Below are 17,072 nucleotides of genomic sequence, written 5' to 3'. Positions count from 1 at the left end.
AAATCCCACAAAATGGAGTAATTGACCTATATACAAAAGCCCCTCTCAAAAATGAGAAGGGCCTTACTAACAATAAAAAACCAAACCTTACTTTAACTCTTAGTTGTTATATAAGTAAATAGATGCAGCAGACGTTAGATCATTACTAACCGCTGGCGCAATATTACCACTCGCATTTAATGCATCAGAAAAGGCAAGAACTTTACCATTACCTATCTCTGCAACAAATACTGTTTTTGTTTTGTGATCGTAAGCAACATCAATTGGGTTACCCATTTCTGTCAAAGAACCCGCAACTCTTGTTTGATCAGATAGCGCTAATGTTCCGCCATTATCTACAGCTTCCAATTTAGCTGCAAAATCTTGGGTCACTTGAAAAGCCCCATCTGTGTTAGCATCTGTAGCATCGCCTATATCGGTCATAACCAATACATCATCAGCTTCGCTATAATCTATACCGTGTGTTCTTACAATACCGTCTACCGTAATTCTTTTTGTTGGTGTAATAGCACCATCAGCGGAAAAAGCGGTCAAGAAATTGTCATACACCGCTAAATCACTTGTGTTATCTACTACAGCCAATAAGCTATTGCCCATAAAAGTAATTCCCCAAGTGTTAAAACCGGCATCAAAAGTATTCAACAAACTAAAACTAGAACCGTTATATTCATATACGTAGAACTTATTTTCCGAATTACTTGACACTACCACCTTATTACCAAAAACAGCAATTTCCCTAGGGCTGGCCAACTCCGCACTACCTGAAAAATCCGCAGCAATATTTGCAAGATCGGTTACAGCAGAAAAACTACCATAAAACTCCAACGCCAAGCCAGATCTTGAAGCCTGTATTATAGCATCATTAAAAGCATCATAATAAATACCTTCTGTAGCATCAGATCCTGTGGCAACAGTTTTAGTTAGCATACCAGAACCGTCATAAATACTTACATCACCATTGGCAGTACTCGTCGCATATAATCTTGTTGCCCTAGCGTCACTAGAATCTCCTGTGTTACCATCTGTTTCATCACTACTGAAATAAATAGATGAAGCCATTGCCAAATCTTTGTTGAAAGACGGAGACACATCGCCACCAGAACCTATAGAGGTAAATCCTAATACTTTTCCATTTCCTATTTCAGAAACATATACTGCATCGGTTTCAGAGTCGTAGGCAACATCAATAGGGTTACCCATTAAAGTTGATGAACCCGCTACTCTTACCTGCATTCCTATGGGTAATAATTCACCATCTGATAATGCATCGAATTTTGATGAGAATTCTGAAATTACATGAAAACCACCATCTGTGTTTGCATCTGTAGCATCACCAATATCGGTCAATACCATAACATCGTCCGTACCATCATAAGTAATACCGTGTGTTCTTACAATACCTTCAATCGTAACTCTTTTAGAAGGTCTTAAAATAGCCGAGTTGGCGTTAGAAAGAAAATCATAATAAACTGCCAAGTCGCCCGTTGTATCAACAACAGCGTATAAATCATCACCTTTAAAAGTAATACCCCAAACCGGGAACGGTACTTCAACGGTATTCATCAGTGTAAATCCGCTGCCTGTATTTTCATATACAAAGAATATATTTGATCCGTTATCGGCAACTACAAAAGAAGTACCGTTAACCGCCAATTCTCTAGGGCTCTCTAAATCTGCAGCACTAGAATAGGAAGATGCCACTGCATCACCATCCATTAAAGTACTTACATCTGCAAAAGCTTCTAATTGTAATGCACTTCTCGATGCTTGAAAAAGCACATCAGTAGTAGCATCATAATAAATACCTTCTGCAGCGGTAGTCGTTGTCATCAATGTTACTAAAGAATCACCGGTTACACTGTATCTTGAAATATTTCCGTTTTCATTATTAGTTACAAAAAGGTCTGTTCTACGACCTAAAACCGTCATTCCTTCACCGCAGGGCTCGCAAAAAGAACCACCACAATCAATACCAGTTTCATCACCGTTCATTACACCGTCTTCACACGTTGCTATTGGCGTACCATCGACCATGGCATCATCGTCGTCACTGCACGAGGCAAAAAATAATGCTCCGGCGAAAATTGCTAAATAAATTATAGATTTTTTCATATTATATTCTAGGTTTAATAAGTTATACCACAAATACCTACGAAATAATCTAAAGAGGGTTTGGTTTTAAATGTTAAAATTCTAAAGAATAAAAAAACTCCTAAGAATCAGATAACTCTGATACCCTTAGGCGTCTATAAATATGTTGAAGTTGTATTCTAAAAATCGAATTTATACGTCGCTCCTCCTAATATTTGAATTCCCTGAACTTGAAAATTAGCCCAACGTTGGTAAGCATTATTAGATAAGTTTGCTCCTTTTATGAAGAATGACCATTGATCGGTATAGCGATACCCTACATGAGCGTTGGCATCAAAATAACCATCTAAAGTAATTAGTGTTGCAGGAAACTCGCTCGGTTGTGCATTTTGAACCACCGTTGAAGAAAAATCATCACGCTCGCCAACATAAAATAAATTAGCACCTGCGTACCACTTCTCCCCAATCTGATAATCCATAAACAGCGAAGCTTTTAAATTTGGCAAGTTCCAAGCTGGGTTACCGGTTTCTGTACTGTAATCATACACGGCTACATTTACACCTGCTGTAAAATTACGGTTCACATCTACATTCAACTCACCAAAAATTCCCAAGGTCTTGATATCATCATAGAAAATATCAAAAGAATTGCCGTAATAATAACCTTTCTCATCTGATCTAAAATCATTTCTAGGATTCAATGTATACAGCGGTCTGTTGTTCTCTGCCGAGTATGACCCCTTTACATTATAACTTAAATTAGGCAACAACTGACCTTTAAAACCAACATAAGCATTATACTGACTATCCGTTGGTGCTATGTTCAAAGTTGGAGAAACAAATGGGTTACCCTCCACTAAATCATAATAAGAGTTCTGCTTTAATTCTCCCGTTACTCCGCCATAAGCGATTACCGTTTCATCTAACAATCTGTATGAAGCTGTCACTGCAGGGTAGATATAGAAGTTACTTTCGCTATTCTCTAAATCCATTCCATAGACCACATTCACTCCTAAATTCAGCGAAAGATCATCGCGAAGCATTTTTAAAGACGGGTTAATACCTACTTGTAAATTCCTATAAGATATTCCGTTATCATTTGTGGTACTGCTTACAGAAGCATTTTCAAAAGTACCACCAACATAATCAACATTTACTTTTGCATTTAAAGTCTCTTCGTTCATTGGAAACTCAAATCCGGTATTGAATATCGCTCTATTTTCACCTGAACTTACGGCATCAAAAAATCTTCTATATTTTAAATCCGCTCTTTTGAAATAAGCATCTTCCACATTAATATGTCCGCTAGCCTCTCCCATGTAGTAATTTTGGCGTTCATCAATACCGTCAAGCTCTGTTGCGCTGAAAACGCCAGGCTCGATTCCGTACCAATTATACAATTGATGTTGCAAACCTATTGCCGCTCCCCAATCTAAATCGCGATCACGTTTTGCGTATGACGCATCTAATTTGGTATCGTAGAAAGTATCGTTCAATTCTACACCGTCAATACCGCCACGAGACGATAAGTGATTAAAGCCAATATCGAAATTCTCATCTCTATTAATTGTTCTACTGGTATAAAATTCACCTAGTACATTACCATACAATCCTGCACCTAAGGAAGCATACGAATTATATAACACTGGTGGTGGCAATCTTTCTACTTTCGATGCCGTGCCTTTATTCGGTGTAAACGTAGATGCTACGGGAACAGAAAATATGCTATAATTAATCGGCTTTTTCTGCAACACAATAGAGTCGTTCATATTCGGAACCGACTTAATCTTAAAAGCATCTGAAACTGTTGGCGTATATGCTTTAGTAACCGTTACGGTCTCTGTACCCAAATCTTTTTCCTCTTCTTCTTGAGCAAAAACAACTTGAAAGCCAAGCGTTAAAAATATAAGCGTAAATATATGTTTGTTGTACATAGGTGTTCTTTTACTAGATAATCGAGATTTAAATGTTTCGACGCTTGCGTCGAAATCTAAATAAAATTTTCAATTCAATGTTTCACGGGCTTGCCCGGAGTTTGTTTATTGGTGTACGTAATTTTTAGTTAGGATCAACCGATGAGTTACTTTTCGCCTCTTTCGATTTAATAATAGCAAGCTCTGCACTTGCCTCTGAAACAATTTCTGGGTATTGACTAAAGTTTGTAATAACACTTTCTAGAATGTATGTTGCTTGGTAAGCATCATTTAATGCGTAGTAGTTTTTGGCCATCAGCACTAAACCTTTACCACCCCATTCCTTATATGTTGCATAGTCTTTTGCTAATTTTTGAACGGCGATATTAGAGTTCTCGTAAGCCCCATCTTTATGCTCAAAATAAGCGTTATAATACAATGCTTCTGCGGCCGTGGCTCCAGACGCTATTTGTAACACCTCTGCATAGGCAGATTCTGCTTTAGCTTCGTCATTAGTTGCAATGGCAGACCTTGCAATCATAATATGCGCATCACTCTTAATTCTATTATCAATATTTGAAGTTGCTAATACCTTATCGGCGTATTCTATGGTCTTCGGATAATTCTTTTGATTGTAATACCCTTTCATCAAATTAGAGCGAGCAAAAGTTCTGTTCTGCTGAATGTTCGCCTGACTCTCTAATTTTAATAAATATGGCAACGCAATTTGATAATCATCTTTAGAAATATATACTTCACAAACACGAGTTAATGCCTGTTCTGCATATTCGCTAGTGCTTCTATCGGCAACATACTTGTAATATGGTAAAGCCGATTCTTTTTCTCCTTTTCCGAAGTATAACTGTGCTAAGCTAAAGTTGGCATCTACGGCGTGTAACCCGGTCGGGAATTGCTGAATGTAGTTTTTATATCCTTTAATAGCAGCATCAACATTACCTTCTAAGTTTTGCTTTTGTGCAGCATCGAAAGTGGCATTGTCCAGTTCAGCATCGGTAACCTGTACAAAATCGAGTCCGCGAACCCATTCTGCATATTCGTTTACACGACCCATGTCAACATAGACCAATTTTGCCGTAGCAACAGCCTGTATTGCTTCTTGTGTTTTTGGGAAATCGCGAACAACAGTTTTAAATTTTGCCAAAGCTGCTTCGTTTCTAGCGGCATTATAATTTACCAATCCCTGTCTCATTAATGCCTGTGGCACTAATGAGCTACCTCTGTATTCACTGATTAAACGATCATAAGCTGCAAGACCTTTGTTCTCTTGCCCTTGAGAAACATAGGTGTTACCTAACTCAAACAACGCATCATCTTTAAAACTTGATCTTGGGTATTGGCTAACGAATTCCTCTAGGTTTTCAATTTTACTATCACCTCTATCTACATAACCATAGCTCATCGCTTTCTGGTAAAATGCATAATCTTTCTCCGGTCCTGTTAACGCCAATGCTTTATTATAAGTTTCAATAGCCGGCCAGTATTTACTAGTAGCGTAGTAGCTATCACCCAGTCTCAAATAACCATCATGTAATTTTTCTACATCTGCATTACCGTTCGCTGTAAACGAATTGAAATATGTAATGGCATCGGTATACTCTTTTTGCTTGAAATAGCTATATGCCAAATTGTAATCTACATCGGCATACATTTCTGTATTTGTTGCCGATGTATTATTCTTGAACGCCGTATACCCTTTTACTGCCTCATCAAAACGATTAGACAAATAATCAGACTCCGCTTTCCAATAATCGGCACGTGCTTTAAAAAGCATGTCTTCTGCACTACCTAACGATTTCGCAAAATTCGCTGATGCCTCGTTATAATCGCCCTCCATAAAAAGTTCGATACCTCTATAGTATGCTACTTTTTGATAGATCGATTTACTGGCGTAATTCTTATTCTCCTCCAACAACTTCATAGCACCTGTGAAGTTCTTTGAAGTAATGTATGAATCTACCAATAAGGTCTGCATCTCATCTTGATGCTCATCTTTCGGATACGTTTTCAAATAATTTGTTATTACCTGTGGTACCGGCTCATAGGCATTACCCACCTCATAACTTAAACGTGCATAATTTAAAAAAGCATCTTTCTGAATCTCGGCACTGTAATCCATTTGCGAAGCATTACGGAAAGCGTTTAGCGCTTCCTGTTTTTTATCCAGCTTCAAATAACATTCTGCCAAGTGGTAGTATGCATTTTGGGCAACGCTGTTGGTACCACCAATAATTTTATTGAATTGAGCGATGGCATTGCTATAATCGCCACCTTTATAATACGCATACCCTAAGTAGTAGTAATCGGTATTGCTCCATTTACCACCTTTACCGTTGTATTCTGTCAAATACGGAATCGCATTTTCGTACTGCTTCAAATTAAAGTAGCTCTCCCCTATAATCTTGTTTAATTCAGATACTTCTCCTCGATCAGCTTTTGCCAACTGTTTTTTTGCCAAGGCAATTGCCTCTTCAAATTTACCCAACTTAAAATTCATATCAGCCTGATAATAGCTCAGCTTCTCCTCCAAAACATCTTGATCGGTAATTTGATCAAAACGTTGGTTTGCCGTTTCATAATCATCTTCTTGATATGAAATATAACCCAAGTAATATTTTGCTTGAGAACCGTACACTTGAGAATTCGTTACCTTTTCAAGATACTTTTCAGCTTGTTTTGTTTTACGTGATGAGAATAAAGAATATCCATAATTGAAGTTGAACTTTTCCATCTCGCCACGAGAAAGTGAGTTTTGATCCACCTTGTCGTACCATTTCAACGCATACGGATATTTACCTGTTTGAAAATAATATTCTGCCACATCGGCAAAGGCAGAATTACGTTTGGTAGAAGTCGGGTATTTTTCCACAAAATCTTCCATCAATCGGTCTGCACCCATCTGGTTTAAGCGCACTGCCGCATTGGCTGCGTAATATGCACTATTGGCAGCGGTTTCCTCATCTTTTGTAGTCACTTTGACCTTTTCAAAAATGGTCTGTGCAGCTTGATATTGTTCGTTGTTGTAAAGCGCAAGCGCGTCTTGAAAAGCTTTATGTTCGTGGGTATAAATCTTAGTTTCTTGGGCACTGGTCAAAGCGACCAAACCGAATACCAATGGAATAAAAGCGGTGATTTTTTTAAGCATAGTGTTCTGTACCTATTTAGTATTACCAGTATCACATGTGATAACGGCAAAAATTGTACCTAAGTATGTGCAATACCCCATCAAAAAAAAAGATTTTAAAAAAGGGGTCTCTAATATCAAATGGAACTTATTACTTTTATATCAACATTTGCGTTATGGAAGAGATTGTTTTAGAACTTAAAGATGCCTCTATTTTTCAAAAAGAGAGTTTGGTGTTAAGTGAAGTAACTATAAAAATTGCCAAAGGGGAATTTGTATACCTTATAGGTAAGACCGGTAGCGGCAAAAGTAGCTTCATGAAAACGCTATATGGCGATTTACCTTTACAAAAAGGTGAAGGTCATGTGGTTGACTTCGACCTTAAAACATTGAAAGAAAAAGACATTCCGTTTTTACGTAGAAAACTGGGTATTGTTTTTCAAGATTTTAAATTACTCCCAGACCGAAATATCAACCAAAATATGGCTTTTGTTTTAAAGGCAACTGGCTGGACGGATAAGATTAAAATGGATACCCAAGTATCTAATGTACTTGAAAAAGTAGGTATGAAAACCAAGGGATTTAAATTTCCACATGAGCTTTCTGGTGGAGAACAACAGCGTATTGCCATTGCAAGAGCGTTATTAAATGATCCAGAACTGATTATTGCCGATGAGCCTACCGGAAACCTTGATCCACAAACCAGTGTAGAAGTGATGAAGGTTTTACAGGAAATCAACAAATCTGGAAGAACCATTTTGATGGCAACGCACGATTATGCATTGATATTAAAATTCCCATCTAAAACCATTAAGTGCGATGCCAATAAAGTGTTTGAGGTGGTGCAGCGAGCGGTGTAGACACTTAAATCAAAATATTTCATCTGTTATATGACAAGAATAATTCTGTTTTTTACAATTTTTTCACTTGTCACAAGTTCACTTTTCTCCCAAAATGAATTATCAGAAAATGATAAATTATATACAGTAAGTAAAGTTTGGGGGTTTTTAAAATATTACCATCCTCAAGTTGCAAAAGGTGATTTAAACTGGGATAACGAATTCATAAGAATACTTCCATCCGTAAAACATGCTAAATCAAAAAATGAATTATCAGATGTACTCTTAACATGGATAAATTCTCAAGGCAAAATTAAAAACTGTAATTCCTGCAAGCCTAAAAATAACGTTACATACTTCAATGATAATTTTGATTTATCATGGACACAAGACAGCACATTATTCAACAATGACTTATCCGAAAAATTAAAAGCTATAGAAACCAATAGGTTTCAAGGTAAAAGCCAATATTTTTCAATTAATAAGAAAGGTGGAAATATCAATTTAGAAAAGGATATCTCCACATTAGATTTCGACTGGCAGAATGAATCCCATAGATTATTAACATTAGTAAAATATTGGAATACTATTGAATACTTTTTTCCATATAAATATCAAACGGATTTAAATTGGAATGAGGTTTTAATACAGATGATACCAACCTTTTTGAATTCAAAAAATGAACTAGATTATCATTTAGCGATATTAGAACTTATAGTGAATTTAAATGATTCACATGCATGGTTTAAAACCGACCTATTAGATGATTATTTTGGAAAGAAGTTTATTCCTGCTAAATACCAAATAATAAATAACTCAGCCATTATAACTGGCTGTTATAATGATTCTCTTGCCAAACTGAACAATTTAAAAATTGGCGATGAAATTATAAGTATTGACGGTATAACCATTGAACAATATTTAGAAGAAAATAATAAATATTTAAAGGGGTCAAACAAACCTGCAAAAGCTGCATATGCGTTTGATAAGATTTTTAATGGCTCTACAGATTCTATTGAAATAGAAATTATAAAGCAGAATAAACTTTTTACTAAAAAAATTGGTCGCTATGCCTTCGAAGATTTCAACTACAAGAGACCTAAGAGAGAAAAATGGAAAATTCTAGAAAACAAAATTGGCTATGTGAATTTAGGGAATATTGAAGTAGACGAGGTAGAGTTTCTATTGGATGCTTTGAGAGCTACAAAATCAATTATTTTTGATTTGAGGAATTATCCTAAATTCAGTATGTATAAAATAATCCCATTCTTAAATGGTACACCAAAAGAACTTAACAAAATCATTGTTCCTGATTATACTTACCCAGGAAAGTTCTTTTGGAAAGATACTGAACCTTTGGGTAAAAAAAATAAGAAACCATACCAAGGGAAAATTTTTATTCTTGTTGATTCAAATACAATAAGTTACGCTGAATGGTATGCCATGGCATTACAGTCAAACGAGAATAGCACAACTATTGGAAATCAAACTCTTGGTGCAGATGGTAATGTAAGTCCCTTTACAATTTTAGGAGGATTTAAAACCGGATTTTCAGGAATTGGTGTATTTTATCCTGACAAAACTGAAACGCAAAGATTAGGAGTAAAGATTGATCTAGAAGTAATTCCAACTGTAGAAGGCATTAAAAATGGTCGAGATGAAATTCTAGAAAAAGCTATTGAGCTAGCTAATGAATAACTACCAAAATTCTTTAATATTATACTTTTAAAATTGGTATCATGATCGCACGAATTTGGGAAGGTAAAACCAAAATAGAACACCTTAATGAGTACGAAGACTTTATGAAAGTTCGTGCCATACCCGACTACAGTAAAACTACTGGTTTTGTCAAGCTTATGTTCTTGAAAAATACCGACAAACATTTCGCCTATTTTAAACTTATTACCGTTTGGGACAATTTAGAAGTCATTAAAAATTTTGCAGGTCAAGATTATGAAATAGCAAAATACTATCCTGAAGACAAAAACTATCTTATCGATTTTCCCGAAAAAGTTACTCACTTTGAAATCTTCGCAGATTAATTAAACGCATTACTTTGACTTATGAAAAATCCTGAAAAAAAACGTTTATTCCAACAAAACACAGAAGAAAAAGACTGGTTAAAATGGGGACCCTATTTAAGTGAACGTCAATGGGGTACGGTACGTGAAGATTATAGTGCCGGTGGCGATGCCTGGAACTATTTTCCGCATGACCATGCCAGAAGCCGTGCTTTTCGTTGGGGAGAAGATGGTATTGCAGGTATTAGCGATCGCTATTGTAATATGTGTTTTAGTATTGGTTTGTGGAACGGCAAAGATCCCATACTAAAAGAACGACTTTTTGGGTTAACAGGACCGCAGGGTAATCACGGTGAAGATGTGAAAGAGCTGTATTACTACCTAGAGAATACTCCGTCGCATTCGTATATGAAATATTTGTACAAATATTCTCAGAAAGAATATCCGTACAACCAACTAATTAACGAGAACTTAAAACGCCATCGTAAAGAGTTGGAATTCGAATTATTGGATACCGGTATTTTTGACGATAGCACCTATTTTGATGTCAGCACCGAGTATGCAAAAGGTGACGAAACCGATATTCTCATTCAAATTACAATCACCAATAGAAATTCAAAACCTGCACCTATTTCGTTATTACCGCAAATGGTAATGCGCAATCATTGGACGTTTAAAGAGATTTCTAAAAAACCTATAATCACTCAAAAAGGAACCAAAAAAGAACCTTTCGTAAACATAGACCACCCATATGTGGGCAATTACAATCTCTATTTTCAAAAGGCAGAGCAGTTATTCTTTACAGAGAATGAAACTAACAAAGAGACCATTTATAAAGGAAAAAATGACCATCCGTTTAAGAAAGATTTGTTCAATAATGCCGTCTGCAACAATGATTTTGAGTTAGCGACAAAAAACAAATCAGGCACCAAATTTGCCCCACTCTACCAAGTAATTTTAGATGGTGGCGAATCAAAAACATTTCAACTTCGCTTAACCGAAGAAACACTGAAAGCACCTTTTACCGACTTCGATTCCATACTTAAAAAGAGACAAAAAGAGTGTACTCAATTCTATGATGAAATAGCCCCTAAAGCTACCGAAGACCAAAAAGCGATCTTAAAACAAGCTTTTGCAGGTTTACTTTGGACGAAGCAGTATTATAATTACGAAATTGAAAAATGGTTAGATGGTGATTATAAGACTACGGCGCCGCCAAAAGAAAGATTATATGGTCGTAATAGCCAATGGAAAACATTACGAAACCATGATATACTTTCTATGCCAGATGCATGGGAATATCCTTGGTATGCTGCTTGGGACTCTGCTTTTCACTGTGCATCGTTTGCATCTATTGATCCAGAATTCGCTAAAGACCAATTGCTTTTGTTCACTAAAGAATGGTACATGTCGCCTAACGGACAAATACCTGCCTACGAATGGAATTTTAGTGATGTGAATCCGCCCGTACAGGCATGGGCAACTTTGCAGATTTATGGCACCGATAAAAAAATTACCGGCAAACCCGATATCAAGTTCTTAAAACGCATGTTCAATAAACTATCGTTGAACTTCAATTGGTGGGTAAACCGCTTAGATAGAAATGACAACAATGTCTTTCAAGGCGGATTCTTAGGTCTTGACAATATTGGGGTTTTTGACCGTAGCCATGGTGTGCCAGGTGGAGGTTCTTTAGACCAAGTAGATGGTACCGCATGGATGGCAATGTACAGTCTAAACATGTTAGAAATTAGTTTACGCATCGCAGAACATGACGATTCGTATGAAGATATGGCGACCAAGTACTTTGGACATTTTGTATTCATTGCTGAGGCTTTGAACAAAATGGATACCGACAAAGCCAATACTTGGGATGATGTTGAAGGCTTTTTCTATGATCGCTTAACCCTACCTGACGGACAATCGACCACTATTAAAGTTCGATCAATTGCCGGTATGTTATCATTGGCAGCGGTACTTACCATTAAAAAAAGTGTGCTAGATAAATTCCCGAAATTTAAGGCAAGTGTGCTTTGGTTTAAAAAGTACCGTAAAGACAATTTGAAATACGAGGTAATACAGCAATACGAAGCAGGCGGAGATCTATTATTGTCTTTGGTACCAAAAGATAGAATGCAAAAATTGGTTACGGCGCTTTTAGATGAGAAAGAATTCTTGAGTGAATATGGCATTAGGTCACTGTCGAAAATACACGAGGAAGCATATCAAATTCATATTGCCGGTGTAGATTATTCCATTGATTACGAACCTGCAGAATCTACCGTTTCTTTATTTGGTGGAAACTCTAACTGGCGAGGACCTATTTGGATGCCTATGAACTACCTGTTCATTCAAGCGCTTAGAGAATACCAATGGTATGATGGTAATGATTTCCTTTTTGAATACCCAACGGGAAGTTCAAAATTGCTAAATCTAAAACAGGTGAGCGATGAGTTGAGCAAACGACTTATCTATATGTTCGAGAAAGATGAAAAAGGCAATAGAGCCATCAATAAAAACTACGAGAAATACTACCAAGACCCTCATTTCAAGGACTTGATATTATTCTATGAGTATTTTCATGGAGAGAACGGTCGTGGTTTAGGTGCATCTCACCAAACTGGTTGGACGGCACTGGTCGCGAATCTTATTGAGCAGCTAGAGAACGACTAGTTATAAATTTGACTCAGAGAAACCTAATCCGTATTTTTCGGTCGGATACAAAATCCCCTTCTCCAACTTGAATATGGAATGATAGGGGTCATCAATAATATCTAAATGTCCGTCTAGATCAGCATAAACAATGTTTGGTCTAGACAGGGCAAAATGTAATCCGGCAGCAATACCTAATCCGCATTCGTCTATACAACCTACCATAGCATCTAATTTCGCTGATTTTGCAACGGAGTTGATATGCATACCTACCCAAATACCACCAACTTTTTGTAGTTTAATATTTACCATATCTACACGTTCGTTCTGTGCAAGGCGAAATGCGTCGGTCAATGTTTTTAGGCTTTCATCTGCCATTACAGGTATACTCACCAAATCGGTTACTTCACCTAATCGGTCTTCTGCCTCTACTTTTGTTGGTTGTTCAAATATTTCAATACCTATAGCAGCCGTTGCCTTTACAAAATCTACAGATTCTTTCACCGAATACCCTTGATTACCATCGAAACGCAATTCAATATCTGGATAATTCTCGTGAATCATTCGCATTTTGGCGATATCCTCTTCAAGATTAGAACCGCCTTTTATTTTTAAAATTCTAAAACCTTGTTTTACAAACTCGTTGGCATAAGACAAGGTTTCTTCTATGCTCATAATACCAATTGTAATGCTGGTAGCGATACTATTACGAAAGCCACCTAAAAACTTATACAACGGTACCTCAGCCTTTTTAGACATAATATCGAACAAAGCCAAATCTACCATCGCCAAAGCCGATGACCTTTTGCCCAATAATTCTTTCAGCTCTAAAAGCAACAATGCATATGTAAAAGGATCTTTACCCAATAAATACGGAATAATGATATTTTTTATAGCATTGGTAACATCACTTGGCGATTCATTGGTAACTACAGGATCAGGTGCCGCGCAACCATAACCCACAATTTTACCGTCGGTTTCAACCTTTAAAATAAAATTACTGGTACGATCGATCGTCTCGTAAGCAATAGTGTAAGGATCAGATAATTTAAGATCTAAACGCTCAAAAGAAATATTGGTTATTCTCATTTAATTTTCTCCATTAAAAGTGCGATCAAATCATCTGCACCATATTCTAACACGTCAAAAGCAGGTAATTTGGTTTCTAAGGTGATTGCCTTACAAACATCAAGAATTTCCTCTTTTTTCATATCCTCGTGGTTTACGGTAATTGCAATTACTTCTTTACCAGAAATAACTTGTATGGCATTTATCTGCTCAGCTAAAGAATGCATTTTATATCCTGGGAATCCGTCATACTCCAATCGTTTTGGTGCATGCTGTAGAATTACATAATCTGGTCTACCTGCAGCTAAAATTTCAAATCCGCCAGGGTATGCAGGGTTCATTAAACTCCCTTGACCTTCAATTACAATAACATCTGGGTCTTCATTTTTATAGGCACTAACAACGGCATGTTCAATTTCACCAGAAACGAAATCGTTTATACAGCTATCCATCACCATGCTATATTTTGCACCTTGCATCCATCCTGTTTGTCCGGTTCCAATCATTTCCGCTTTTTTACCCGCATTACGAAATGCATGTACCAATATCCAAGCGGTAGTACGTTTTCCTAAAGCAGAATCCGTTCCTAATACCGCTAATTTCAAACAATCTACTTTCTCGATATCACCTGTAAAAAAATGCAATTGATCACGATCGGGAGTCTTTCTGATATCTCTGATGGTTACATTCTTTTCTTTTGCCAATGTCACAAGTTCGGGGTCATTGGTCAAAAAATCGTGCAAACCACTATCTACATTCCACCCTTCTTGCAAAGCAGCTTTAATTGTCCCCTTTGCCACTTGCGGCAATCTACCACCATCTGGCGCAAGACCGATTACCAAGTAACTTGGCAAGTTTTCACTAGCCTTAAGTGCAACAATGGCAGCTTCTAAATCTTTAAAAACTGGAATTCCGTTCGGTCTTCCATCCAATACTTCACCGGCATCTCTACCCGCATATTTTTCATCTAAAACGCCCACAACCTCATAACGCTCGGTAAAGCGAACCAGACCATGTGCTGTTTTACCATTCGGAGTATTAAATGCTCCTTCACAATATACTAGTGCTTTACCGTCAATAACTTTTTTCATCTATCTATTTAATTTTTTGCAGTGAGCACCGCCACAAAACGGTCTGGCTCAAAATTCATTTTTTCGTCTAATTCTAAGAGTCCGATTAAACCCGCTGTCGAAGCAGGTAGAATTCGAAATCCTTCTTTCTTATATAAAAGAGAAGTCATCTCTTTTAGTTTTTTATCACTGATATTAAAAGCTTCCCCCTCAGATTCTTTCAATGCATACAATGCCTCTTCTCCATCGAAACTATGCCAGTTGATTAGTGGTTCATTGTACTTCGTTTCTTTAATTGCAGCCGGATTCAAATCTTTACAATGATCCAAATTTTGTAAAAACGATTCAACAATGGGGTTTTTGTGAGATGAAGAAGCCGCAATCATTTTAGGTATACGAGAAGTCTTTCCTCGTTTATAAAGATTTACAAAACCCCTATAAACACCTGCAAACAACGTTCCGTTAGAGACCGGAACGGCACAGTATTTAGGTGCATCCCCTAAATCTTCAAAAATCTCTTGTGCAATTTGTGCATAGGCAGATATTTGTAGCGGGGTATTGGCACCACCAGGGTTAGCATCGTACCAGCCATGTTCAGCTGCCAATCGAGAACTTTCGGTAACCACATCTTCATAGCTACCTGGTATACGAATTATCTCTGCACCCAAGGTTTCCATCTCAATAACGCGATCCGTATGATAACTTTCTGGAATGTATATTTTACAAGCGATACCCGCTAAATCTGAAGCCAATGCCATTGCCACACCGTAATTACCACAGGTAGCTAAACTAACCACAGTAAACTCACGACGCAAGGCATCATACAATTGAGCAAAGGCAATACGGTCCTTTTGAGTTCCGGTGGGGTTATCCCCTTCATATTTTAGGTACAGTTGGCGCACATTGAACTCGCGCTCTAAAGTCTTGGCACGGTGTAAACCGGTATCGCCAACTTCTAAACTTATAATATCTTCAAAGCACTCTAAACGGTCTACTAAAGATTTGCTAGTATCTTTAACCATATCGCTAAGTTTACGTGCCTCTGCAGACACTTTATTCTCAGCCGTTTTAACGCCATCTTTAAGATTCATAAGTTTGCATAAATTCCATTTTTAAGATACAGTTATTTAATTGAATGTCAATATAAATTTTTAACCCATTTGCTCTTTAAAAAAAGGGACGCATAGGTACTATATAATCTGAAAATATTTAGAATTTTAACACAGCATTTTACAGTATATCGGGCTACATAGTGATTTTACGGTAGTTTTTATATCTTATAGAAACCTAAAAATTAACATATAGCAAATGAGTGCATTACCTAATTTTGACTACATTTTAAAAGACTCATAAATTAATGAAAGCTACCCGAATCGTTTTTCTTTTTTCTTGCCTATTCAGCCTTGCTATAAACGCTCAAGATGAGCTACCGATACGAATAGATAATTCGAAGATCAAACCCTTGCAAAAATTACTTGATAGTTCTTTGCAAACGAATTTAAGAGATGAATTATCGTCGCACCCAGAATGGAACGACCTTATTGCACATAAGAAAATGGCCGTTGGTCTAGTTGATTTAAGTGATCCAGAAAATGTGCGTTTTGCACGAGTAAACGGCAACCATATGATGTATGCCGCCAGCTTACCTAAAATAGCAATTCTTCTCGCTGCTATGGATGCTATTGAGAAGGGTGAATTAAAAGAAACCGCAGAGATCAAAAAAGATATGCGTTTAATGATCAGCAAATCTGACAATGCTGCCTCAACAAGAATGATAGACCGTGTTGGTTATGAAAAGTTAGAATCAGTCATGTGCGACCCAAAATATGCCTTCTATGATGAGCAAAAAGGTGGCGGACTCTGGGTAGGTAAACGCTACGGTAGTGGTGGTGAAACAAACCGCGAACCATTAAAAAACCTGAGTCACGCTGCATCTGTGACCCAAGTTTGTAGATACTACTATTTGTTGGCTAACGGTAAATTGGTGAACGCAAAACGGTCTAAGCAAATGCTCGATATTATGGAAGATCCTGAACTACACCATAAATTTGTAAACACGTTAGATAAGATTGCACCGAATGCCAGGTTGTTCAGAAAATCAGGTTCTTGGCGTACCTATCACTCCGATTCCATCTTGGTTTGGGGAGAAGACAGCAATAGAAGATATATTCTGGTAGCATTGATAGATGATGCCAATGGCGAACAAATTATAAGAGATTTAGTGAAACCAATAGAAAAGGTGCTAAAAAAGCCAGTACTTTAGGTCTTGGAATATA

11 protein-coding genes are annotated in these 17,072 nt (G+C 37.1%); 5 read left to right on the top strand and 6 right to left on the bottom strand.

Annotated elements, in window-relative coordinates; all coding sequences use genetic code 11:
- Window positions 1-99: 99 nt before the first annotated feature.
- The 3 genes from DFQ03_RS05855 to DFQ03_RS05845 form a co-directional block, all read right to left on the bottom strand.
- A complete protein-coding gene (locus DFQ03_RS05855) occupies window positions 100-2,112 on the bottom strand; it encodes a hypothetical protein (RefSeq protein ID WP_133672243.1) in 2,013 nt (670 codons plus the stop codon).
- Window positions 2,113-2,270: 158 nt separating this feature from the next.
- Complete coding sequence (locus tag DFQ03_RS05850) at window positions 2,271-4,025, bottom strand: TonB-dependent receptor (protein ID WP_133672242.1); 1,755 nt, start codon at window positions 4,023-4,025, stop codon at window positions 2,271-2,273.
- Window positions 4,026-4,149: 124 nt separating this feature from the next.
- On the bottom strand, window positions 4,150-7,167 hold the full coding sequence (locus DFQ03_RS05845; RefSeq protein ID WP_133672241.1) for a tetratricopeptide repeat protein: 3,018 nt from the start codon (window positions 7,165-7,167) through the stop codon (window positions 4,150-4,152).
- A gap of 155 nt (window positions 7,168-7,322) precedes the next feature.
- Here DFQ03_RS05845 and DFQ03_RS05840 point away from each other — a divergent pair, with 155 nt between their 5' ends.
- Genes DFQ03_RS05840 through DFQ03_RS05825 form a run of 4 tightly spaced genes read left to right on the top strand, consistent with a single transcriptional unit; the run spans window position 7,323 to window position 12,679 of the window.
- Complete coding sequence (locus DFQ03_RS05840) at window positions 7,323-8,006, top strand: cell division ATP-binding protein FtsE (protein ID WP_133672240.1); 684 nt, start codon at window positions 7,323-7,325, stop codon at window positions 8,004-8,006.
- A gap of 30 nt (window positions 8,007-8,036) precedes the next feature.
- Window positions 8,037-9,683, top strand: coding sequence for a S41 family peptidase (locus DFQ03_RS05835; protein ID WP_133672239.1), 1,647 nt, complete (start codon window positions 8,037-8,039; stop codon window positions 9,681-9,683).
- Between the two features lie 41 nt (window positions 9,684-9,724).
- Window positions 9,725-10,027, top strand: a complete 303-nt coding sequence (locus DFQ03_RS05830; RefSeq protein WP_133672238.1) for an antibiotic biosynthesis monooxygenase — start codon at window positions 9,725-9,727, stop codon at window positions 10,025-10,027.
- Between the two features lie 21 nt (window positions 10,028-10,048).
- Window positions 10,049-12,679, top strand: coding sequence for an MGH1-like glycoside hydrolase domain-containing protein (locus DFQ03_RS05825; protein ID WP_133672237.1), 2,631 nt, complete (start codon window positions 10,049-10,051; stop codon window positions 12,677-12,679).
- On the opposite strand, the gene DFQ03_RS05820 is transcribed toward DFQ03_RS05825, so the two are convergent.
- The 3 genes from DFQ03_RS05820 to DFQ03_RS05810 are packed head-to-tail and all read right to left on the bottom strand — an operon-like array spanning window position 12,680 to window position 15,887.
- Window positions 12,680-13,747: a mandelate racemase/muconate lactonizing enzyme family protein gene (locus DFQ03_RS05820; protein WP_133672236.1), complete on the bottom strand. Its 1,068-nt coding sequence runs from the start codon at window positions 13,745-13,747 to the stop codon at window positions 12,680-12,682.
- Window positions 13,744-14,817, bottom strand: a complete 1,074-nt coding sequence (locus tag DFQ03_RS05815) for a DUF1611 domain-containing protein (protein ID WP_133672235.1) — start codon at window positions 14,815-14,817, stop codon at window positions 13,744-13,746. Before DFQ03_RS05815 ends, DFQ03_RS05820 begins: the two co-directional genes overlap by 4 nt.
- A gap of 8 nt (window positions 14,818-14,825) precedes the next feature.
- The gene (locus DFQ03_RS05810; protein ID WP_133672234.1) at window positions 14,826-15,887 is read right to left on the bottom strand and encodes a pyridoxal-phosphate dependent enzyme; all 1,062 of its coding nucleotides are present in this window, start codon (window positions 15,885-15,887) and stop codon (window positions 14,826-14,828) included.
- A gap of 266 nt (window positions 15,888-16,153) precedes the next feature.
- Here DFQ03_RS05810 and DFQ03_RS05805 point away from each other — a divergent pair, with 266 nt between their 5' ends.
- Window positions 16,154-17,059, top strand: coding sequence for a serine hydrolase (locus tag DFQ03_RS05805; RefSeq protein WP_133672233.1), 906 nt, complete (start codon window positions 16,154-16,156; stop codon window positions 17,057-17,059).
- The last annotated feature ends 13 nt before the right edge of the window (window positions 17,060-17,072 follow it).

Origin of the sequence: Maribacter caenipelagi, from assembly GCF_004364175.1 — a bacterium.
GTDB lineage: Bacteria > Bacteroidota > Bacteroidia > Flavobacteriales > Flavobacteriaceae > Maribacter > Maribacter caenipelagi.
This window is presented reverse-complemented; position numbering and strand designations above follow the sequence as displayed.